Here is a 21,101-nt window from a genome sequence, read left to right as displayed (position 1 = left end):
AGGCCGTGACCTTCCCTAAAATCGGCGCATCCGGACCGTGTTGCGCGGCCGCTGCCGGGATGTGGGCGCATGCTCCCCGGTGGTGCGGCCTTCCGCCACGGCCAGCCCGCGCCGTGGGCGCCGACCCGACTCGGCATCACCGCCCGGCGTGGCGCCGCGTCGCCACGCTTCACTTATTAGATTCACGCAATGCCCTTCGTACACCTTCGCACCCACACCGAGTTCTCGGTGGTGGACGGCACCCTGCGTGTCGACGATGTGGTGGCCGCCGCCGCGGCCGACCAGCAGATCGCGCTGGCGATCACCGACCTGAGCAATCTCTTTGGTGCCATCAAGTTCTACAAGGAGGCGCGCGGCAGCGGTGTCAAGCCGCTGATCGGCGCCGACGTGTGGCTGGAGCCGGGCCACGGCGAGAAGGCGCCCAGCCGCCTGCTGCTGCTGATCCAGGACAAGGCCGGCTACCTCAATCTTTGCGAACTGCTGGCGCGCGCCTGGACGCAGAACGTCAACCTGGCCAAGGCCTGCCTGAAGTGGGAATGGCTGCAGGACCTCAATGGCGGCCTCATCGCCTTGTCGGGCGCCGACCTGGGCCCGGTGGGCCAGGCCCTGCTGGCGCGCGACGATGCACGTGCCGAAGCGCTGGCGCAGCGCCTGGCAGCGCTGTTCCCGCAGCGGTTCTATATCGAACTGCAGCGCGCCGGCCAGCCCGGCAACGAGGCGCATGTGCGGGCCGCGGTGCCGCTGGCCGCCCGGCTGGGCCTGCCGGTGGTGGCGACCCATCCGGTGCAGTTCCAGACGCCTGATGACTTCGAGGCGCACGAGGCCCGCACCTGCATCGCCGAAGGCGAGACGCTGACCAACCCGCGCCGCGTCAAGCGCTTCACCCGCGAGCAGTACTTCAAGACCCAGGCCGAGATGGAGGCCTTGTTCGCCGACCTGCCGTCGGCGTTGGCCAACACGGTGGAGATCGCCAAGCGCTGCAGCCTGACGCTGGTGCTGGGCAAGCCGCAGCTGCCCGACTTCCCGACGCCGGAGGTGGACGGCCGCCGCATGCCGATGGAGGAGTACTTCCGGTATGCCTCGCATGAGGGCCTGAAGGAGCGCATGCTGCTGCTCTTCCCGGACGCCGCCAAGCGCGAGGAAGCGATGCCGCGCTACGTGGAGCGGCTCGACTTCGAGATCAACACCATCCTGAAGATGGGCTTCCCCGGCTACTTCCTGATCGTGGCCGACTTCATCAACTGGGCCAAGAACAACGGCTGCCCGGTGGGCCCGGGCCGGGGCTCGGGGGCCGGCTCGCTGGTGGCCTATGCGTTGAAGATCACCGACCTCGACCCGCTGCGCTACAACTTGCTGTTCGAGCGCTTCCTGAACCCCGAGCGGGTCTCGATGCCCGACTTCGACATCGACTTCTGCCAGGCCAACCGCGACCGCGTCATCGACTACGTCAAGGAGAAGTACGGCCGTGATGCGGTGTCGCAGATCGCCACCTTCGGCACCATGGCCGCAAAGGCCGCGCTGCGTGACGTGGGCCGGGTGCTGGGCATGGGCTATGGCCACGTGGACGGCATCGCCAAGCTCATCCCCGCGCCGCCGGGCAAGACCGTGACGCTCAAGCGCCCCGGCGACAAGCCCGACCCCGGCATCATCTACGCCCGCAAGGAAGCGCCCGAGATCGAGGAGCGCGAGAAGAACGAGGAAGAGGTGGCCGAGCTGCTCGCACTGGCCGAGCGGGTCGAGGGCATGGTGCGCAATATCGGCATGCACGCTGGCGGCGTGCTGATCGCGCCCGGCAAGATCACCGATTTCTGCCCGCTCTACATGCAACCCGGCAGCGACTCCGCGGTGTCGCAATACGACAAGGACGACGTCGAGGCCATCGGCCTGGTGAAGTTCGACTTCCTGGGGCTGGCGACGCTCACCATCCTGGAGACGGCCAAGGAATTCATCGTCAAGCGGCACCCGTCGCAGAAGGACTTCGCTTTCGAGACCATTCCGCTGGACGACAAGGCGTCCTACCAGCTGCTCTCGGAAGGCAAGACGGTCGCCGTGTTCCAGCTGGAAAGTCGCGGCATGCAGGGCATGCTGCGCGACGCCAAGCCGAGCGTGTTCGAGGACATCATCGCGCTGGTGGCGCTCTACCGCCCAGGCCCGATGGACCTGATCCCCAGCTTCTGCGCCCGCAAGCACGGGCGCGAGGAGGTCGAGTATCCGCACCCGCTGATGAAGGAGGTGCTGGAGGAGACCTACGGCATCATGGTCTACCAGGAGCAGGTGATGCAGGTGGCGCAGCGGCTGGGCGGCTATTCGCTCGGCGGCGCCGACCTGCTGCGCCGCGCCATGGGCAAGAAGAAGGCGGAGGAGATGGCCAAGCACCGGCTGATCTTCGCCGAGGGCGCTGCCAAGAACGGCATCCCGCCCGAGCTGGCCAACGAAATCTTCGACTTGATGGAGAAGTTCGCCGGCTACGGCTTCAACAAGTCGCACGCGGCCGCGTATGCGCTGCTGGCCTATCACACGGCCTGGCTCAAGGTGCACTACCTGGCCGAATTCGTCGCAGCCAACATGACCGTGGCGCTCGACGACACCGACAAGCTGAAGATCTTCTACGACGATGCGGTGGCCCTGGGCATCACCTTCGAGCCGCCCAACGTCAACACCGGCGGCTACCGCTTCGAGCCGGTCGCCAACAAGGTGGTGCGCTACGGCCTGGGGGCCGTCAAGGGCACCGGCCAGAGCGCCATCGAGGCCATCGTGCAGGCGCGGGAGGAGGGGGGGCCTTTCAAGAGCCTGTTCGACTTCTGCGCCCGGGTGGACCGCAGCCGCATCAACAAGCGCACGGTGGAGGCACTGATCAAGGCCGGCGCCTTCGACACGCTCGAGCCCAACCGGGCGCAGCTGGTCGCCAGCATCGGGCTGGCCTTCGAATACGCCGGCGCGCAGGCGGCCAACGCCGACCAGGGCGGTCTGTTCGATTTCGGCGACTGCCATGCCTCGTCCTCGCAGGAGCCCGAGCTGGTGGCGGCCGAGCCGTGGAGCATCAAGGAACGCCTGGGTTTCGAGAAGGTCGCCATCGGCTTCTACCTGTCGGGCCACCTGTTCGACGAATACGAGCCCGAGGTGCGCCAGTTCGCCAAGCGCAAGATCGCCGACCTGATCGACAGCCGCGAGCCGCAGATGCTGGCCGGCATCGTCAGCGACCTGCGGGTGGTCAACGGCCAGCGGGGCCGGGTGGCCATCTTCAAGCTCGATGACCGGAGCGAAGTGATCGAGGCGGTCGCCAACGAGGAGTTGCTGGACGCCCATCGCGAGCTGTTCAAGGACGACGAGCTGATCGTCGTGCAAGGCAAGGTGCAGCCCGACCGCTTTTCCGGCGGGCTGCGCCTGAACGTGCAGCAGGTCTGGGACCTCACCAGCGCCCGCTGCCGCTTCGGCAAGTACCTGCGGGTGGCGGTCAACGGCTCGGCGCCGCCCATCGGCGAGCTGATCAGGCAGTTCCCGCCCAAGCGCACCCAGACCGAGCACGGCGACCTGCTGCAAGGCCTGACCGTGCGGCTGCTCTTGAACCGCCCGGCCGCCTACGGCGAGCTGGACCTGGGCGAAGAGGCGCGTTTCTATCCCAGCGACGAGGCTCTGCAGCGCTGGCGCCAGGGCGCCCAGGCCGGGCAAGCCACCGTCATCTACGAGGAGCCGCAGAAAGCCATGTGAGGCCGGTGGGACGCCTTTTGTGGATTCCTCCGGCACGTTGGTCGGAAACGTGGGCGATCTTCCCTTCGATGGGCTGGAAGCGCACTAAGATGCCGGCATTGTTGTACTGGGTCGGCTCCGATGCGGTGCCGGCCGATGTGGAGCCCGCAGTGAAAGCAATATCAGCAGCCGTTGGCCTGGCGCTCGCCGTCGCGGCGGCGGCCAGCGCCGCCCAGGATGTCGGCGTCTCGGTGAGCATCAGCCAGCCGGGGGTGTACGGCCGCATTGACATCGGCAACCGGCCGCCGCCGCCGGTCATCTATGCGCAGCCGGTGATCATCGCCCGGCCGCGGGTGATGCCGCAGCCGGTCTACATGCATGTGCCGCCCGGGCATGCCAAGAACTGGGGCAAGCACTGCCATCGCTACCACGCCTGCGGCACGCCGGTGTATTTCGTCAGAGAAGGTTGGGATCGGGACGACGGCCGCTACGAGCGGCGCGACCGTGGCGATGACCGCCATGGGTCCTACGATCGTCGCGACCGGCGCGATGCCGAGGACGACCACCCGGGCCACGGCCATGGCCACGGCCGTGGCCATGGTCACGGGCGTCACGGTCACTGAGCCCTCGCCGCCTCCGGCCCCTGCCGCCCATGCCATCCGACCGTCCTAGCACCGGCCTGGTCCTGATGGGGGGCGGTGCACGCGCGGCCTACCAAGTGGGTGTGCTGGAGGCCATCGCCGCGATCTACCAGGACTGCGGCGCGGCCCACGGCGGCGGCAATCCCTTCCCCATCATTGCCGGCACCTCGGCAGGTGCCATCAATGGCGCGGCGCTGGCCTGCCGGGCCGACGACTTCGTTGGCGCGGTGGACGCCTTGTGCCAGGTATGGTCCGGCTTCCATGCCGAGCAGGTGTATCGGGCCGACTCCTTCGGCGTCATGCGGACCGGCGCGCGCTGGCTGTCCATGCTGTCGCTCGGCTGGGTGATTGCCCGCTGGCGGCGCGCCCGGCCACGCTCCTTCCTCGACAACACACCGCTGGCCGGCCTGCTGCAGCGCCTGGTGGCGCTCGAACGTATCGAGGAACTGATGCGCGACGGCCACCTGCAGGCCCTGGCGGTGACGGCGTCGAGCTATTCCTCGGGCCAGCATGTCACCTTCTACCAGAGCCGCGACGACATCCTGCCCTGGACCCGCACCCAGCGGCTCGCGATGCACGATCGCCTGACGCACGACCACCTGCTCGCCTCGTCGGCCATCCCCTTCGTCTTCCCAGCCGTGCCACTGGGCCTGGCCGGGACCGTGGAGTACTTTGGCGACGGCTCGATGCGTCAGGCGGCGCCCATCTCGCCGGCGGTGCACCTCGGCGCGCAGCGCATCCTGGTGGTGGGCGCCGGCCGCCTTCACGAGCCGCCCGGGCGGCGCCTGGTGTCGCAGGACTATCCCAACCTCGCGCAGATTGCCGGGCATGCCTTGTCCAATATTTTCCTCGACGCCCTGGCGGTTGACGTCGAGCGGCTGCAGCGCATCAATCACACGCTGGCGCTGATGCCGCCGGAACTGCGCGCCCGCACGTCCCTGCGGCCGCTGGAGGTGCTGGTGATCGCCCCGAGCCAGCGGCTCGACGACATTGCCGGCCGCCATGTGGGCGCGCTGCCGGTGCCGATCCGGGCGATGCTGCGGGCCCTGGGCGTCACCAGCGTGCCGGGCGACACGCGTGGGGCGGCCCTGGCGAGCTACCTGCTGTTCGAATCCGACTACACCACCGAGCTGATGGCGCTTGGTCGTGACGACACACTGGCCCGACGTGAAGAGGTGGAGCGCTTCTTTGGCTGGAGCCGCATGCCGCCGGCGCCGTCCGGGCCGGCAAGCGGGCCCTCGGGCGCCTAAAGAAAATGCCCCGGGTCACGGGGCATCAGGAGCAGGACGGCCCCGTGGGTCACGGGGCGGGGTGGTTGCGCAGGTGCGCGCTACTGCTGTTTCGCCGCCTTTTGGGCGGCGGGCTTCGCATGGGGGTCGGCCGGCTTAGCAGCGGCCTTGGGTTCGGTCTTGTTTTCGGTCTTGGCCGGTGCGGCTGCGGCGCCACTGCCGTAGCTCGTGCCGTTGACGGTCAGGCCTTCTTTGGACAGGCGGGCCGCGCTGCCTTTGCCGACGCCGGCAACGCGGTTGATCAGGTCGTCCCAGTCCTTGAAGGGACCGGCCTTGCGCTCGTTGATGATGCGCTCCGAGAGCGTGGCGCCCACGCCCTTGACGGTTTCGAGCTGGGCCTGGTCGGCCTTGTTGGCGTCGACGGCGGCGAAGGCGGCGGCAGCCACGAAGGCCAGAACTGCAAACAGCATGTGCTTCAGCATGAACTCCTCCCTGTGCGGTTGACTGGACTGCAGCCGGCCGGACCTTCCCGGCGGGCTGCTCGCAATATAGGGAAGGCGGCTGGCCGCGTCAGCCTGTCAAGCCCGGCAGAAGCGCAGGCTGAGCTCAGTAGTCTTCGATGCGCCGGGGGGGATAGCTGTCCCAGGTGTGGCAACCGGGGCACTGCCAGAAGTAGTGCGAAGCTTCGAAGCCGCAGGCGGCGCAGCGGTAGCGCTGCAGCGGCTTGGCCGACTGCGCCAGCACCTGGTGCAGGTGCTGCAGGTCGTGGCTGGTGAGCGCCTGGGGTTGCCCGCTGCTCTCGTCGATGAGGTGCAGGGCCGACGACATCGACGGGTGCTTGGCCAGGTGCTGCGCGATCCACTCGCGCCGTTGTGCCGGATCGTCCTCCAGCTGGCGCAGGGCAGCCAGCAGGTCGACCGACGGCACCCGCTCGTACAGCGCGCGCAGCCGCTCCCGGGCCGCAGCCTGCTGCCGCGCCGCGATGGCCGAGGCGGCATAGTCCTGTGCCACCAGCGAGAAGGCCGATGGATTGGCCGTCATCAACTCGTTCCACACCTCCAGTGCCTCGGCATGCCGCTCCTGGCGCGCCAGGCGCTGGCCGCCCACCACCATCGGCCGCGGCGCCTGAGGTGCCACGCGACGCGCCTCGGCCAGGGCCTGGGCAGCCGCCGCACCGTCGCCCTTCGCGTCGGCATCCAGGGCGATCTCGCACCAGCAGTGCGCGATGCGGCTGGCGAAGGAGCCGGCCGCCGCCGCCTCCAGCTTGCGGGCGGCGTCGATCGCCTTGCCCCAGTCGCGCGAGCGTTCATAGAGCGAGAGCAGCGCGAGCCATGCATCGGTGCGAAAGGCCGAGCCTTCGAGTGCCTGGTAGGCCATCTCGGCACGGTCGAACAAGCCGGCCTTCAGAAAGTCCTGGGCCAGCGCGAACTGGGCCCGTTCGCGCTCTTCACGGGGCAGGTCGGCCCGGCTGAGCAGGTGCTCGTGCACCCGCACCGCGCGCTCGTACTCGCCACGCCGGCGGAACAGGTTGCCGAGTGCGAAATGCAGGTCCGAGGTGTCGGGGTCATGGCGCACCGCCTCGATGAAGGCATCGATGGCCTTGTCCTGCTGCTCGTTGAGCAGCAGGTTCAGGCCCTTGAAATAGGCCTTGGGCGACTGGCGCTCGGCCGAGCGCAGTTGGCGCACATCAATGCGTGAGGCCAGCCAGCCGAGCGCAAACGCCACCGGCAGGCCCAGCAGCAGCCACTGGAGATCAAAGTCCATCGCGGGGGGGGTGCATCAAGGGCGGCGCGTCATCAGCACGGGCGACGGCAGCCGGTACGGCAGCGACCGGGTCGGCACTCACGGGGGCCGGCACATGGCGGGCGGCGCGGCGGTGCCGCCACCAGCTGGGCACCATGGCCAGCACGCCGAAGGCGCAGCCGAGTGCGAAGGCAGCCAGCACGATGAAGACCATCGGCGCGTGCGACTCATAGCCGAAGAACCAGTGCAGCACCGCCTGGTGCTGGTTGTTCAGCGCGAACGCGAAGAGCAGGAAGAAGATGGCGGCTCGAAAGAGCCAGAGCAGGGCTCGCATCGCAGCGATTCTAGCCGTGAGGCCGGGGCTTGCTGTCAGCGACCCGATGAGACCAGCAGGGCGCGGCTGCGGCAGGAAGTGCGGCCAGTGCCGGCAAGGTCGCGACTGGCCATCGGGCCTCGGCCTTCATGCCGGTGCCGCGCGACAGGGCCGGCGGGAAAGTCAGAACGGGAAGTCTGCAGCGGCAGGCAGGGCCCGCAGCCGGGCCGATGCCGCAGGGGCGCGATCAGCCGACGTCAGGCCGCGGCCTTGTCGATGCTGTCGGTCGTGTCCTCGCGCAGCTCGGCCTCTTGTTCAGGCTCGGTGTGCACGGTGCGGGCATCCACCGCTTCGCGCAGGGCCTTGCCCGGCTTGAAGTGGGGGACGAGCTTCTCGGGGATGATGACCTGCTCGCCGGAGCGGGGGTTGCGCCCCACCCGCGGCGGGCGGCGGTTGATCGAGAAACTGCCGAAACCCCGGATCTCGATGCGGTGCCCGCGCGCAAGCGCGTCGGACATCGCATCCAGGATGGTCTTGACCGCGAACTCGGTGTCGCGATGGGTCAGCTGGGCGAAACGCTCGGCCAACTGGTTCACAAGATCGGATCGGGTCATGAATCCTGGAGGTGAGATCGGGGCGTCGGGGTGTCAGATCGACGGCTGGGATCAGCCGTTGTTCTGCTGGTCGCTCAGCTTGGCCTTGAGCAGCGCGCCCAGGCTGGTGGTGCCGGCGTTCTCGCGGTTCTCGGCCGACAGGCGCTGCAGCGCTTCCTGTTGCTCGGCGTTGTCCTTGGCCTTGATCGACAACTGCAGGCCGCGGGTCTTGCGGTCGATGTTGATGATCAGGGCGGTGACTTCGTCGCCTTCCTTCAGGACGTTGCGGGCGTCTTCGACGCGGTCGCGCGAGATTTCGGAGGCACGCAGGTAGCCAATGACGTCGTCGGCCAGCTGGATCTCGGCGCCACGCGCGTCGACCGACTTCACCACGCCGGTGACCGTGGTGCCACGGTCATTGATGGCGGTGAAGCTGCTGAACGGGTCGGCGTCCAGTTGCTTGATGCCCAGCGAGATGCGCTCGCGCTCGACGTCGATGGCCAGCACCACGGCCTCGACTTCCTGGCCCTTCTTGTAGTTGCGCACAGCCGCTTCGCCCGGTTCGTTCCAGGAGAGGTCGGACAGGTGCACCAGGCCGTCGATGCCGGCAGCCAGGCCAACGAACACGCCGAAGTCGGTGATCGACTTGACGGGGCCCTTGACCTTGTCGCCACGGTTGAAGTTCTGGCCGAACTCGTCCCAGGGGTTCGGCTTGCACTGCTTCATGCCCAGGCTGATGCGGCGCTTGTCTTCGTCGATTTCCAGGACCATGACTTCGACTTCGTCGCCCAGCGTGACGATCTTGCTGGGAGCGACGTTCTTGTTGGTCCAGTCCATTTCGGAGACGTGCACCAGGCCCTCGATGCCCGGCTCGATCTCGACGAACGCGCCGTAGTCGGCAATGTTCGTGACCTTGCCGAACAGGCGGGTGCCGGTGGGGTAGCGACGCGAGACGCCGACCCAGGGGTCGTCGCCCATCTGCTTCAGGCCGAGCGAGACGCGGTTCTTCTCGGCGTCGAACTTCAGGACCTTGGCGGTCAGTTCCTGGCCGACCTGCACCACTTCGCTCGGGTGGCGGACACGACGCCATGCCATGTCGGTGATGTGCAGCAGGCCGTCGATGCCGCCCAGGTCCACGAACGCACCGTACTCGGTGATGTTCTTGACCACGCCATGCACCACGGCGCCTTCCTGCAGCGTCTCGAGCAGCTTGGCGCGCTCTTCGCCCATGGAAGCCTCGACGACCGCGCGGCGGCTCAGCACCACGTTGTTGCGCTTGCGGTCGAGCTTGATGACCTTGAATTCCAGGGTCTTGCCCTCGTACGGGCTCATGTCCTTGACCGGACGGGTGTCGATCAGCGAGCCGGGCAGGAAGGCGCGGATGCCGTTGACCAGCACGGTCAGGCCACCCTTGACCTTGCCGGAGACGGTGCCGGTGACGAAGTCGCCGGACTCCAGCGCGCGCTCCAGCGACAGCCAGGAAGCCAGGCGCTTGGCCTTGTCGCGCGACAGGATGGTGTCGCCGTAGCCGTTCTCGAGCGAGTCGATCGCCACGGAGACGAAGTCACCCACTTGCACTTCGAGTTCGCCCTGGTCGTTGCGGAACTCGTCGATGGGGATGTAGGCCTCGGACTTCAGGCCGGCGTTCACGACGACGAAGTTGTAGTCCACGCGGACGACTTCAGCGGTGATCACCTCGCCGGAGCGCATTTCGGAGCGCTGCAGCGATTCCTCGAACAGGGCGGCGAAGGATTCCGACCCTTGGGCGGTTTGGGTGGTTTGAGACATTCAGGTTCCTGGGGCCAGCCGGAGCTGGCGATGACTGCAACCGGGGTTGCGGGTTAAGTTGTCGAACCGGACCTTCGGCGTGCTGCTGTGCACAGGAGGGGAAGGTCCGGGCCTGCTTGCCCCGCTTGCGCGAGGCGGTGCCGCTTCGGTGGAGGGGGCCGCGAGGCCTCGCCCGTCAAACCGGCCGGCGTTGCTGCCACCACGCCAGCACTTGTTGCACCGATTCTTCGATGCTGAGGCTGGAGTTGTCGAGCGACACCGCGTCCTCTGCCGGCACCAAAGGCGCTGCGCTGCGGGAGCGATCCCGCGCGTCGCGCGCCTCAAGATCCTGGCGGAGGTCGTCAATACTAGCCGGAATTCCCTTAGAAATCAATTGCTTATGCCGGCGTTCGGCGCGTGTGGCGGCGCTGGCCGTCAAAAACACCTTCAAGCGGGCGTCGGGGAAGATCACCGTGCCCATGTCCCGGCCGTCGGCCACCAGCCCGGGCAGGCGGCGGAAGGCAAGTTGCAGCTCCAGCAAGGCCTGGCGCACGCCGGGCAGGGCCGAGACGCGGGAGGCCAGCAGGCCGACGTCCTCGCGGCGCAGGGTCTCCGTGACGTCGCGCCCGTCCAGCTCGATGCGTTGCCCGTCGAAGCGCAACGCCAGTCGGCCGGCCAGGCGGCTCAGGCTCGCCTCGTCGTCGGCCGGGATGCCGGCGTCCAGCGCGGCCAGCGCGGTGGCGCGGTAGAGCGCACCGGAGTCCAGCAGGTGGTAGCCCAGTGCCTGGGCCACTTCGCTGGCCAGCGTGCCCTTGCCCGAGGCGGTGGGGCCGTCGATGGTGATGACCGGGATGTCGGCGGTGCGTGCCTGCGCGACGCTGAACAGCGTCTCGAAGTAGTCCGGGAAGGTCTTGGCGACGCACTTCGGGTCAAGGATGCGCACCGGCACGCCGGGTCGAGCACCGGCCAGCGCATTGAAGGCGGCCAGCGAGAAGCACATCGCGACACGGTGGTCGTCGTAGGTGTGGATGGCAGCAGGCCGCCAGTCACCGGCCAGCGGGTGGACCTCGATGTAGTCCGGGCCCTCGATCACATGGGCGCCGAGCTTGCGCAGCTCGGTCGCCATCGCGGCGATGCGGTCGGTTTCCTTGACGCGCCAGCTGGCGATATTGCGCAGGCGGGTCGGGCCGTCGGCGTAGAGGGCCATCACGGCCAGCGTCATCGCCGCATCGGGGATGTGGTTGCAATCCAGGTCCAGGGCGCGCAGCGGCCAGGCGCCACGCGAGACTTCCAGCCAGTTCGGCCCCTGTCGCACCACCGCCCCCATCGCCTCGGCGGCCTCGACGAAGCGGATGTCGCCCTGGATGGATTCGGCGCCGACGCCCTCGATGCGCACCGGCCGGGCGGCCTCGGCCGCGATCGCGCCGAGCGCGACGAAGTAGGAGGCCGAGGAGGCGTCGCCTTCCACATGCACGTGGCCCGGCGAACGGTAGCGGCTGTGCGCCGGGATGGTGAAGCGGCGCCACTCGTCGCGTGCCACCTCGATGCCGAAGCGGCGCAGCAGGTTCAGCGTGATCTCGATGTAGGGCTTGGAGATCAGCTCGCCTTCGACCTCGATGACCACCGGGCCGTGCTCGCTCATCAACGGCAGGGCCAGCAGCAGGGCGGTCAGGAACTGGCTCGACACATCGCCGCGGACCCGCAGCGGCTCACCGGGGCGGGGCTGCCCGCCGGCCAGGCGCAGGGGCGGGTAGCCCTCGTTGCCGAGGTAGTCGATGCGGCAGCCGATGCCGCGCAGCGCATCCACCAGGTCGCCGATGGGCCGCTCGTGCATGCGGGCCACGCCGCTGACCTCGAATTCGCCGCCCTGCAGGCCGCTGAGCAGGGCCAGCGCCGCGCACAGCGGGCGCATGGCGGTGCCCGCGTTGCCCAGGAACAGCTGGGCCTGCCGCACCTCGAGCCGCCCGCCCAGGCCGGTGACGCACAGACCGCCGTCCTGCGGCTCGATGCGGCAGCCCAGCTGGCGCAGCGCCGCGATCATCACGCGGGTGTCGTCCGAGTCGAGCAGGTCGTGCAGCACGGTGCGGCCCTCGCTCAAGCCGGCCAGCAGCAGCAGCCGGTTGGAGATGCTCTTGGAGCCGGGCAGCCGCACGGTGCCGGCCGCGCCCTGCAGCGGGGGAAGGTCGAGGAATTCGGTGGCGTACATGCGTGGTCGGGCCGGGTGGCGGCCCGCGGAACGAGAACGAAGCCCCGACTTTATCGGCCGGGCGTGGGCTTGGGCGTGGACATCTGCCAGCCCGAGCGGGCATCGGCGGCGCTGCGGATCAGGTCCTCCAGCGCCTCGGCGTTGCCGGTCTTCATGACGTGCTCCATGGCGTCCAGGGTGTGCCTGAAGCGCATGGACTGCTTCAGGATCTCTTCCTTGTTGGCCAGCAGGATGTCGCGCCAGATGGCCGGATCGCTCGCGGCGATGCGGGTGAAGTCGCGGAAGCCGGGACCGGCCAGCGACAGGAAGTCCTTGCCCGCCGGCTGCTTGTGGATCGAGCTGAAGTAGGCGAAGGCCAGCAGATGGGGCAGGTGGCTGACGGCCGCGAAGGCGGCGTCATGGTTCTCGGGGCTCATCTTGAGCACCTGGGCGCCGATGGCGGCCCACACGTCGGTGGCCTTCTGCAGCAGCTTGGGTTCGGTCTGCGGCAGGGGCGTCAGGATGACCTGGCGGCCCGAGTACAGCAGCGGGTCGGCGTTCTCGACGCCCGACACTTCCTTGCCGGCGATGGGATGGGCGGGCACGAAGCAGTCGGCCCGGTCCTTCAGGACCCGGCGCGCGGCGTCAACGACGTCGCGCTTGGTGGAGCCGACGTCCATGAACAGCACGCCCGGCTCGACCAGGTGCCGGATGGCCTTGAAGGTCGCCTCCGAGGCGGCCACCGGCACCGAGATCAGGACCAGGTCCGATCCGGAGACGGCCAGCAGCGCCGATTCGGCGGCGATGTCGATGACGCCCAGGCGCTTGGCCTTTTCCGTCGTGGAGGGTGATTTGCTGTAGCCGATGACACGCTTGACCAGGCCGGCGCGCTTGAGCGCCAGCGCGAAGGATCCGCCCATCAGTCCACAGCCGATCACGCCGAGTTGATTGAACATCTGTGCAAACTCCGGCAGCTCAGTGCACGTCGATCGGGTAGGTGCCGAGCAGCTTGAAGAAGGCGCACACCGCGCGCAGCTCCTTCAGCGCAGCGGCCACGTGCGTTTCGTCGGGATGGCCCTGCAGGTCGATGTAGAAGTAGTACTCCCACTGGCCCGAGCGCGCCGGGCGCGACTCGAAGCGGCTCATCGACACGCCGTGCTGCTTCAGTGGCACCAGCATGTCGTGCACCGCGCCGGGGCGGTTCACCACCGACACCACAAGGCTGGTGCAGTCGTGGCCCGAGGCCTTGGGCTGGGGATGGCTTTCCGGCCGCGTCACGATGGCAAAGCGGGTGCGGTTGTGCGGGTCGTCCTGGATCGCCGGCGACACCACATGCAGTCCGTACTCGCTGGCCGCGCGCTCGCTGGCGATGGCCGCCAGCGCCGGGTTCTCCGCCGCCAGGCGGGCCCCTTCGGCATTGCTGGAAACCGGCCGGCGCTCGATGTTGGGCAGGTGGTTGCTGAGCCAGCCATGGCATTGGGCCAGGGCCTGCGGGTGGGCGCAGACCGCCTCGATCTCCTTGAGGCCGTTTTCGCGCCGCAGCAGGTTGTGCCGCACGAACAGGCTGGTCTCGCCGATGATGAACAGCGGCGTGGTGAGGAACAGGTCGAGCGACCGGGCCACCACACCCTCGGTCGAGTTCTCGACCGGCACCACGCCGAAATCGGCTGCGCCGGCGGTGGTCGTGCGGAACACCTCGTCGATGCTCGCGCAGGGCACCTTCACGATGGAGGCGCCAAAGAAACCCAGGGCCGCCAGCTCGCTGAAGGTGCCGGCCGGGCCGAGGTAGGCCACCCGCGTCGGCGTTTCCAGCGCCCGGCAGGCCGACATGATCTCGCGCCAGATGGGGGCGACCGAGTCGGTCTGCAGCGGGCCGCCGTTGACGGCCTTGAGCCCGTCGATCACCTGCGCCTCGCGCTCGGGGCGGAACACCACCGAGCCTTCCTTCTTCTTCAGCTCGCCAACCGCCTGGGCCAGCGCGGCGCGTCGGTTGAGCAGCGCCAGCAGTTCGCGGTCGACCGAGTCGATCTGCGTGCGCAGCGAAAGGAGGTCTTCGGGGGACATGTGTTCAGCCATGGCGAGCCGCAAATTCTCGCATGTAGTCCACCAAGGCCTGCACACCTTCGAGCGGCATCGCGTTGTAGAGGCTGGCGCGCATGCCGCCGACGCTCTTGTGGCCTTTCAGCTGCAGCAGGCCGCGTTCCTTGGCGCCGGCCAGGAAGGCCTCGTTGTGGCTGTCGTCCGGCAGGAAGAACGGCAGGTTCATGCGGGAGCGGGCGGCCGGCGCCACCGTGTTGCGGTAGAAGCCCGAGGCGTCGATGTAGTCGTACAACAGCGTGGCCTTGGCGATATTGCGCTGCTCCATCGCCGCCACGCCGCCCTGGCGCTTGAGCCACTGGAAGACCAGGCCCGCCAGGTAGATGGCATAGGTCGGCGGGGTGTTGTACATCGACTGGTTGTCCGCCACCGTCTTGTAGTCGAAGGCGGAAGGGCAGACCGGCAGGGCATGGCCCAGCAGGTCCTCGCGCACGATCACCAGCGTCAGGCCGGCCGGGCCGATGTTCTTCTGCGCACCGGCGAAGGCCAGGCCGACGCGGCTCCAGTCGATGGACCGGGTGGCGATGTGGGAGGAGCAGTCGATCACCAGGGCGGCGTCGCTGCCCAGGCCCTTGAGGTCGGGCAACTCGGAGAACTCCACCCCGTGGATGGTCTCGTTGGTGCACAGGTGCACATAGGCCGCCTGCGGCCGCAGCTGCCAGCTGGCTGGCGCGGGCAGGCTGGTGTGGTCGTCGGCCTCGTTGCTGGCGGCTACCGCGCTGTCGCAATAGCGCTTCGCTTCCTTATAGGACTTCTGCGACCAGCTGCCCGTGACGACGAAGTCCGCCTGGCCACCGCGCGAGAGGTTCATCGGCACGATGGCGTTCTCGGCCAGGCCGCCGCCCTGCATGAACAGCACCTTGAACTGCGGCGGCACGGCCAGCAGCTCGCGCAGGTCGGTCTCGGCCTGGTCACGGATGGACATGAACTCGCGACCGCGGTGGCTCATCTCCATCACGCTCATGCCGCTGCCATGCCAGTCGAGCATCTCGTCGGCGGCTTGTTGCAGCACTTCCGGCGGCAGGGTGGCCGGGCCGGCGGAAAAGTTGTACGGACGCTTCATGTCGGCGGGGGCCTTACTTCTTGGGCTTGGCGGGGGCGCTGGCGGGCGCGGGCGGCTGTTCCGGCAGGCCGAGGTGCTTGCGGATGTTCGCTTGCAGCGTGCGGATCTTGGGCTCCACGCTCGGGCGGGTGTCCTCGACCAGCTTCTGGCTCAGGTTCTTCTGCACTTCAGGCAGGACCTGCTGGTACTTCTTATAGGCCGGCGATTCGAGCCAGGCGATGATCTGCTTCAGCTCGTCTTCGCTGAACTTCTCCTCCAGCGCGGTGCCCAGCGTGCCGGGCGAGAGCTTGACGGCGCGCTCGCGCACCAACGCGCTGGCTTCCTCGGCGTACTTCTTCACGTCGGCCTCGATGGCCTGCGCGGCCGCCTGGCGCTTGGCTTCCGGCACCTGCGTGCGCAACAGCTGGCCGGCTTCCTGCATCAGCTGGGCGGCCGGTTGTTCGGCAATGCTGCGCGCCAGGGCTTCCACCGCGGGCTGCTGGATCTGCACGATCTTCTGGGCCAGTTCCTTCTTGCTCTGGGCGGCGGCCGGCAACGCCAGACCACCGAGGGCGAGGGCAAGGGCGGAGCAGGCGAAGACACGGGACATGGACATGGAAGCCTCCTGAAGTTGAACTGTGCCACGCGCGCAGCCAACCTGCTGCGCGGCGCGGAATCTTTGGAAAAAGAGGTGAGCGAGGCGCGCGCTCACTCCTCGGTGGTGCCTGCCGCCTCGGCGCCGTCCTCGGTGCCGGGCTCGGCGACCTTGTCGGCGGCGTCGTTCTCGACGATGCGTTGCAGGCCGCTCAGCTTGGAGCCGTCGTCGAGCGCGATGAGCGTGACGCCCTGCGTTGCGCGGCCCAGTTCACGGATCTCCGAAACACGGGTTCGCACCAGCACGCCCTTGTCGGTGATCAGCATGATCTCGTCCTCGGCGCGCACCAGCGTGGCGGCCACCACCTTGCCGTTGCGCTCGGACTGCTGGATGGCGATCATGCCCTTCGTGCCGCGGCCATGCCGGGTGTACTCGACGATGGAGGTGCGCTTGCCGTAGCCGTTCTCGGTGGCGGTGAGCACGCTCTGCGACTCGTCTTCGGCCACCAGCATCGCAATGACGCTCTGGCCTTCCTCCAGCGTCATGCCGCGCACGCCGCGGGCCTGGCGGCCCATGGAGCGGACATCGTTCTCGTCGAAGCGCACCGCCTTGCCGCCGTCGCTGAACAGCATCACGTCGTGCTTGCCGTCGGTGAGCGCGGCACCGATGAGGAAGTCGCCCTCGTCCAGGTCGACCGCGATGATGCCGGCCTTGCGCGGGTTGCTGAACTCGTCGAGCGCGGTCTTCTTGACCGTGCCCTGCGCGGTGCTCATGAAGACGTAGTGGTCAGCCGGGAAGCTGCGGAACTCGCCGGTGAGCGGCAGCACGACGTTGATCTTCTCGCCCTGCTGCAGCGGGAACATGTTGACGATGGGGCGCCCGCGCGAGTTGCGCGAGCCCTGCGGCACTTCCCAGACCTTGAGCCAGTACACCCGGCCCCGGTTGCTGAAGCACAGGATGTAGTCGTGCGTGTTGGCGATGAAGAGCTGGTCGATCCAGTCGTCTTCCTTCGTCGCGGTGGCCTGCTTGCCGCGGCCGCCGCGGCGCTGCGCGCGGTATTCGGCCACCGGCTGGCTCTTGATGTAGCCGGTATGGCTGAGCGTGACGACCATGTCGGTCGGCGCGATCAGGTCCTCGGTATCGAGCTCGTAGGCGTTGTGCTCGACCACGCTGCGGCGGGCGCCGACCTTGGTCTGGCCGAACTCCTGCTTGATGGCGGTCAGCTCCTCGCTGATGATGAAGGTGACACGCTCGGGCTTGGACAGGATGTCGAGCAGGTCGGCGATGTGGGCCATGACCTCCTTGTACTCGCCAATGATCTTGTCCTGCTCCAGCCCGGTCAGGCGTTGCAGGCGCATCTGCAGGATCTCGCCGGCCTGGTCGTCGGACAGCCGGTAGAGGCCGTCGGCCTGCAGGCCGTATTGGGTCGGCAGGCCCTCGGGGCGATAGGCAGCGCGGCCGGTCTCGGAGTCGGAGGCACGTGCGAGCATCTCGCGCACCAGCGATGAATCCCAAGAGCGGTTCATCAGCTCCTGGCGTGCAATGGGCGGGGTCGGCGAGTTCTTGATGATCGCGATGAACTCGTCGATGTTGGCCAGCGCCACTGCCAGGCCTTCCAGCACATGGCCGCGTTCACGGGCCTTGCGCAGTTCGTAGACGGTGCGGCGGGTCACCACCTCGCGGCGGTGTTCCAGGAAGATGGACAGCAGGTCCTTGAGGTTGCAGAGCTTGGGCTGGCCGTCGACCAGCGCGACCATGTTGATGCCGAAGGTGTCCTGCAGCTGGGTCTGCTTGTAGAGGTTGTTCAGCACCACCTCGGGGACTTCACCGCGCTTGAGCTCGATCACCACCCGCATGCCCGACTTGTCGGACTCGTCCTGGATGTGGCTGATGCCTTCGATCTTCTTCTCGTTGACCAGCTCGGCGATGCGCTCCAGCAGGTTCTTCTTGTTCACCTGATAGGGAATCTCGTCGACGATGATCGACTGCCGCGAGCCCTTGTCGATGTCCTCGAAGTGGCACTTCGCGCGCATCACCACCTTGCCGCGGCCCGTGCGATAGCCGTCGCGCACCCCGGACAAGCCGTAGATGATGCCGGCGGTCGGGAAGTCGGGCGCCGGGATGATCTCCATCAACTCGTCGATGGACGACTCCGGGTTCTTCAGCAGGTGCAGGCAGGCATCCACCACCTCGTTGAGGTTGTGGGGCGGGATGTTGGTGGCCATGCCGACTGCGATGCCGGCCGAGCCGTTCACCAGCAGGTTGGGCAGGCGCGTCGGCAGCACCAGCGGCTCCTTCTCGGAGCCGTCGTAGTTGGGGCCGAAGTCCACCGTCTCCTTGTCGATGTCGGCCAGCATCTCGTGCGCGATCTTGGCCAGGCGGATTTCGGTGTACCGCATGGCCGCGGCGTTGTCGCCGTCCACCGAGCCGAAGTTGCCCTGGCCGTCGACCAGCATGTGGCGCAGCGAGAAGTCCTGGGCCATGCGCACGATGGTGTCGTACACCGCTGAGTCGCCGTGCGGGTGGTACTTACCGATGACGTCACCGACGATACGAGCCGACTTCTTGTAGGGGCGGTTCCAGTCGTTGTTCAGCTCGTGCATGGCGAACAGGACCCGCCGGTGGACCGGCTTCAGGCCGTCGCGGGCGTCGGGGAGGGCCCGACCGACGATCACGCTCATGGCGTAATCGAGATACGAGCGCCGCATCTCCTCTTCGAGGCTGATGGGCAGGGTTTCTTTAGCGAACTGAGTCATGCGGTCCCTGAAATCGACGATGCAACGGGGCGGGTGCTCGATGGCGGCGGCGTTAAGCGCCGAGAACCCAGCATTCTAATTGGGGCTTGTTGTGGCAGTCGCGCAACATGCTCTGCCCACGTACCCGCCCCTATAGACAAAAACTTGTCCATGTGACGTGCTATGGCACAATGATTTGTCGATAGGGCAACCCGCGCGTAACTGCGCGTTTCCATTAAGCCGTCCGATCTTTTACTGGACGTTTTACGCAGTCCGTCTGCGGCTTTTCTTGAGAGGAGAAACATGAACAAACTCAACAAAGTGGCGATGCTGTTTGCCTCGGCCGCATTGGCTACCGGTGCTCTGGCGCAATCGGTCGACAACTGGCGCAACGTCGATGGCAATGTTTGGAAGAACGGCACCAACGAACTGTGCTGGCGCGATGCCACCTGGACCCCGGCCACTGCTGACCAGCGCTGCGACGGCGCTCTGAAGGCAGCGGCACCGGCACCGGCTCCGACCGCTGCTGCTCCGGCTCCGACCCCGACTCCTGCTCCCACCCCGACGCCTGCTCCCGCTGCTCCGACCAGCGAGAAGGTGACCTTCGCCGCTGACGCTTTCTTCGACTTCGACAAGGCCGTGCTGAAGCCCGAAGGCCGCGCCAAGCTGGACGACCTGGTCAGCAAGATGGGCGAGATCAACCTCGAGGTTGTGATCGCTGTGGGCCACACCGACTCCGTCGGCAAGGACGCCTACAACCAGAAGCTGTCCGTCAAGCGTTCGGAAGCCGTGAAGGCCTATCTGATCAGCAAGGGCATCGAGAAGAACCGCGTCTACACCGAAGGCAAGGGCGAGAAGCAGCCCGTTGCTGACAACAAGACTTCCGAAGGCCGTTCCAAGAACCGCCGCGTGGAGATCGAAGTCGTCGGTACCCGCAACAAGTAAGATCGTTCTCCTCAAGAACCCCGCCTCGGCGGGGTTTTTTTATGGCCGTGCGAATCGGCCCGACCGCGGTGCCCCGGGCGGCGGCCGCGCGATCAGGGCACAATCCAGGGCCATGACCGAAGCGACCAACGTTGATCCTCAGGAACTGGCCAAGTTCGGCGACCTCGCCCATCGCTGGTGGGACCCCGAGAGCGAATTCAAGCCCTTGCACCGCATCAACCCGCTGCGCCTGGACTGGATAGACAAGCACGCCAGGCTGGCAGGCAAGCGGGTGGTGGACATCGGTTGCGGGGGCGGCATCCTGGCGGATTCGATGGCCCGCAAGGGGGCCCGGGTGCTGGGCATCGACTTGGCGGGCAAGGCCCTCAAGGTGGCCTTGCTGCATGCGATGGAGGCCGGCACCGAGAACGTCGAATACCGGGAGGTGGCTGCGGAGGCGCTGGCCGCTGAACAGCCGGGGCAGTACGACGTGGTGACCTGCATGGAAATGCTGGAGCACGTGCCGGATCCATCGTCCATCGTCCGGGCCGCTGCCACCTTGGCAAAACCCGGTGGCTGGGTGTTTTTCTCGACCTTGAATCGCAACCCGAAGTCTTTCCTTTTCGCCATCGTCGGTGCTGAATATCTGCTGAAGATGCTGCCGAAGGGAACCCACGAGTACGCCCGATTCATTCGCCCCAGCGAACTTGCGCGCTGGTGCCGCGACGCGGGGCTGGACCCCGCCGACAGCCGGGGCATGGAATACAACCCGCTGACGCAGCGCTACTGGCTTTCCGGCGATACCAGCGTGAATTACCTGGTCGCCTGCCGCAAACCATGACGACACCTTTTCCCGATCGAGCCGTGGCGCGCTGGACGCCGCGGGCGGTGCTGTTCGACCTGGACGGCACGCTGGCTGATACCGCCCCCGACCTCGGTGGGGCCCTCAACCGACTGCGACAGCGGCGCGGTCTGCCGGCCCTGCCACTGGAGGTGTTGCGGCCGGTGGCCTCGGCGGGCGCGCGCGGCATGCTGGCGGTGGGCCTTGGCATTGCGGCAGACGACCCGAACTACCTGGCCTTGCGTGACGAGTTCCTGGCTGAATACGAGGCGGCGCTGGATGTCGACTCGCGGCTGTTCGACGGCGTGCAGCGCCTGCTCCGCCAACTGAGCCAGGCAGGACTTGCGTGGGGCGTCGTGACCAACAAGGCGATGCGCTTCACCGGCCCGGTGATTCGCGGCCTCGGCCTGTCGGACGCTGCGGTGGTCATTGCCGGCGATACCACGCCACATGCCAAGCCGCATCCGGAGCCCTTGCTGGAAGCTTGCCGACGACTGAACATCGCGCCTGCAGACGCCATCTACGTGGGCGACGACTTGCGTGATGTGCAGGCGGCCCGGGCGGCCGGCATGCCGGCCGTGGCGGCAGCCTATGGCTACCTGGGCCAGGAACCCGACCTCGGCGCCTGGGGGGCGGATGCAGTGATCAGCGAGGTGCTGGACCTGTTGCCGCTGCTGGGGATCGTGGAAAGTCACCCGGCGTCCTGAAT

At 67.5% G+C, this 21,101-nt stretch carries 17 protein-coding genes; 6 read left to right on the top strand and 11 right to left on the bottom strand.

Translation table 11 applies throughout. The features are described 5' to 3' along the window. Window positions 1-189: 189 nt before the first annotated feature. The 3 genes from dnaE (at window position 190) to N7L95_RS07065 (ending at window position 5,578) form a co-directional block, all read left to right on the top strand. The gene (dnaE, locus tag N7L95_RS07075; RefSeq protein WP_301259120.1) at window positions 190-3,708 is read left to right on the top strand and encodes a DNA polymerase III subunit alpha; all 3,519 of its coding nucleotides are present in this window, start codon (window positions 190-192) and stop codon (window positions 3,706-3,708) included. An 89-nt stretch (window positions 3,709-3,797) separates the two neighbouring features. Beyond that, window positions 3,798-4,310, top strand: coding sequence for a hypothetical protein (locus N7L95_RS07070; protein ID WP_301259119.1), 513 nt, complete (start codon window positions 3,798-3,800; stop codon window positions 4,308-4,310). A 29-nt stretch (window positions 4,311-4,339) separates the two neighbouring features. After that, on the top strand, window positions 4,340-5,578 hold the full coding sequence (locus N7L95_RS07065) for a patatin-like phospholipase family protein (RefSeq protein ID WP_301259118.1): 1,239 nt from the start codon (window positions 4,340-4,342) through the stop codon (window positions 5,576-5,578). 80 nt (window positions 5,579-5,658) lie between these two features. Here N7L95_RS07065 and N7L95_RS07060 read toward each other — a convergent pair whose 3' ends face one another. The 11 genes from N7L95_RS07060 to gyrA form a co-directional block, all read right to left on the bottom strand. Continuing rightward, on the bottom strand, window positions 5,659-6,039 hold the full coding sequence (locus N7L95_RS07060; protein WP_301259117.1) for a ComEA family DNA-binding protein: 381 nt from the start codon (window positions 6,037-6,039) through the stop codon (window positions 5,659-5,661). Between the two features lie 124 nt (window positions 6,040-6,163). Continuing rightward, entirely contained in the window at window positions 6,164-7,321 is a 1,158-nt protein-coding gene (gene lapB / locus N7L95_RS07055; RefSeq protein WP_301259116.1) for a lipopolysaccharide assembly protein LapB, read from the bottom strand. After that, window positions 7,311-7,634, bottom strand: a complete 324-nt coding sequence (locus N7L95_RS07050; RefSeq protein WP_301259115.1) for a LapA family protein — start codon at window positions 7,632-7,634, stop codon at window positions 7,311-7,313. The genes lapB and N7L95_RS07050 overlap by 11 nt, the downstream gene beginning before the upstream one ends. Window positions 7,635-7,870: 236 nt before the next feature. Beyond that, window positions 7,871-8,227 (bottom strand): integration host factor subunit beta, encoded by a 357-nt coding sequence (locus tag N7L95_RS07045; RefSeq protein ID WP_301259114.1) that lies wholly within the window; start codon window positions 8,225-8,227, stop codon window positions 7,871-7,873. Window positions 8,228-8,278: 51 nt separating this feature from the next. After that, complete coding sequence (gene rpsA / locus N7L95_RS07040) at window positions 8,279-9,994, bottom strand: 30S ribosomal protein S1 (protein WP_301259113.1); 1,716 nt, start codon at window positions 9,992-9,994, stop codon at window positions 8,279-8,281. Between the two features lie 175 nt (window positions 9,995-10,169). After that, entirely contained in the window at window positions 10,170-12,179 is a 2,010-nt protein-coding gene (locus tag N7L95_RS07035; protein WP_301259112.1) for a bifunctional 3-phosphoshikimate 1-carboxyvinyltransferase/cytidylate kinase, read from the bottom strand. A 50-nt stretch (window positions 12,180-12,229) separates the two neighbouring features. After that, window positions 12,230-13,114, bottom strand: a complete 885-nt coding sequence (locus tag N7L95_RS07030) for a prephenate dehydrogenase (protein WP_301259111.1) — start codon at window positions 13,112-13,114, stop codon at window positions 12,230-12,232. A gap of 19 nt (window positions 13,115-13,133) precedes the next feature. Continuing rightward, the gene (pheA, locus tag N7L95_RS07025; RefSeq protein WP_301259110.1) at window positions 13,134-14,222 is read right to left on the bottom strand and encodes a prephenate dehydratase; all 1,089 of its coding nucleotides are present in this window, start codon (window positions 14,220-14,222) and stop codon (window positions 13,134-13,136) included. A 4-nt stretch (window positions 14,223-14,226) separates the two neighbouring features. Then, a complete protein-coding gene (gene serC / locus N7L95_RS07020; protein WP_301259109.1) occupies window positions 14,227-15,318 on the bottom strand; it encodes a 3-phosphoserine/phosphohydroxythreonine transaminase in 1,092 nt (363 codons plus the stop codon). A gap of 13 nt (window positions 15,319-15,331) precedes the next feature. Continuing rightward, complete coding sequence (locus tag N7L95_RS07015) at window positions 15,332-15,913, bottom strand: DUF2059 domain-containing protein (RefSeq protein ID WP_301259108.1); 582 nt, start codon at window positions 15,911-15,913, stop codon at window positions 15,332-15,334. A gap of 92 nt (window positions 15,914-16,005) precedes the next feature. Then, on the bottom strand, window positions 16,006-18,648 hold the full coding sequence (gene gyrA / locus N7L95_RS07010; protein ID WP_301259107.1) for a DNA gyrase subunit A: 2,643 nt from the start codon (window positions 18,646-18,648) through the stop codon (window positions 16,006-16,008). A 282-nt stretch (window positions 18,649-18,930) separates the two neighbouring features. Here gyrA and ompA point away from each other — a divergent pair, with 282 nt between their 5' ends. The 3 genes from ompA (at window position 18,931) to N7L95_RS06995 (ending at window position 21,099) form a co-directional block, all read left to right on the top strand. Beyond that, on the top strand, window positions 18,931-19,572 hold the full coding sequence (gene ompA / locus N7L95_RS07005; RefSeq protein ID WP_301259106.1) for an outer membrane protein OmpA: 642 nt from the start codon (window positions 18,931-18,933) through the stop codon (window positions 19,570-19,572). 112 nt (window positions 19,573-19,684) lie between these two features. Then, window positions 19,685-20,392 (top strand): bifunctional 2-polyprenyl-6-hydroxyphenol methylase/3-demethylubiquinol 3-O-methyltransferase UbiG, encoded by a 708-nt coding sequence (gene ubiG / locus N7L95_RS07000; RefSeq protein WP_301259105.1) that lies wholly within the window; start codon window positions 19,685-19,687, stop codon window positions 20,390-20,392. Next, window positions 20,389-21,099, top strand: coding sequence for an HAD-IA family hydrolase (locus N7L95_RS06995; RefSeq protein ID WP_301259104.1), 711 nt, complete (start codon window positions 20,389-20,391; stop codon window positions 21,097-21,099). Before ubiG ends, N7L95_RS06995 begins: the two co-directional genes overlap by 4 nt. The last annotated feature ends 2 nt before the right edge of the window (window positions 21,100-21,101 follow it).

This window comes from Eleftheria terrae, assembly GCF_030419005.1.
Taxonomy (GTDB): Bacteria; Pseudomonadota; Gammaproteobacteria; order Burkholderiales; family Burkholderiaceae_C; genus Caldimonas; species Caldimonas terrae.
The sequence above is the reverse complement of the archived record's forward strand: the minus strand, read 5'-3'. Positions and strand labels throughout refer to the sequence as shown.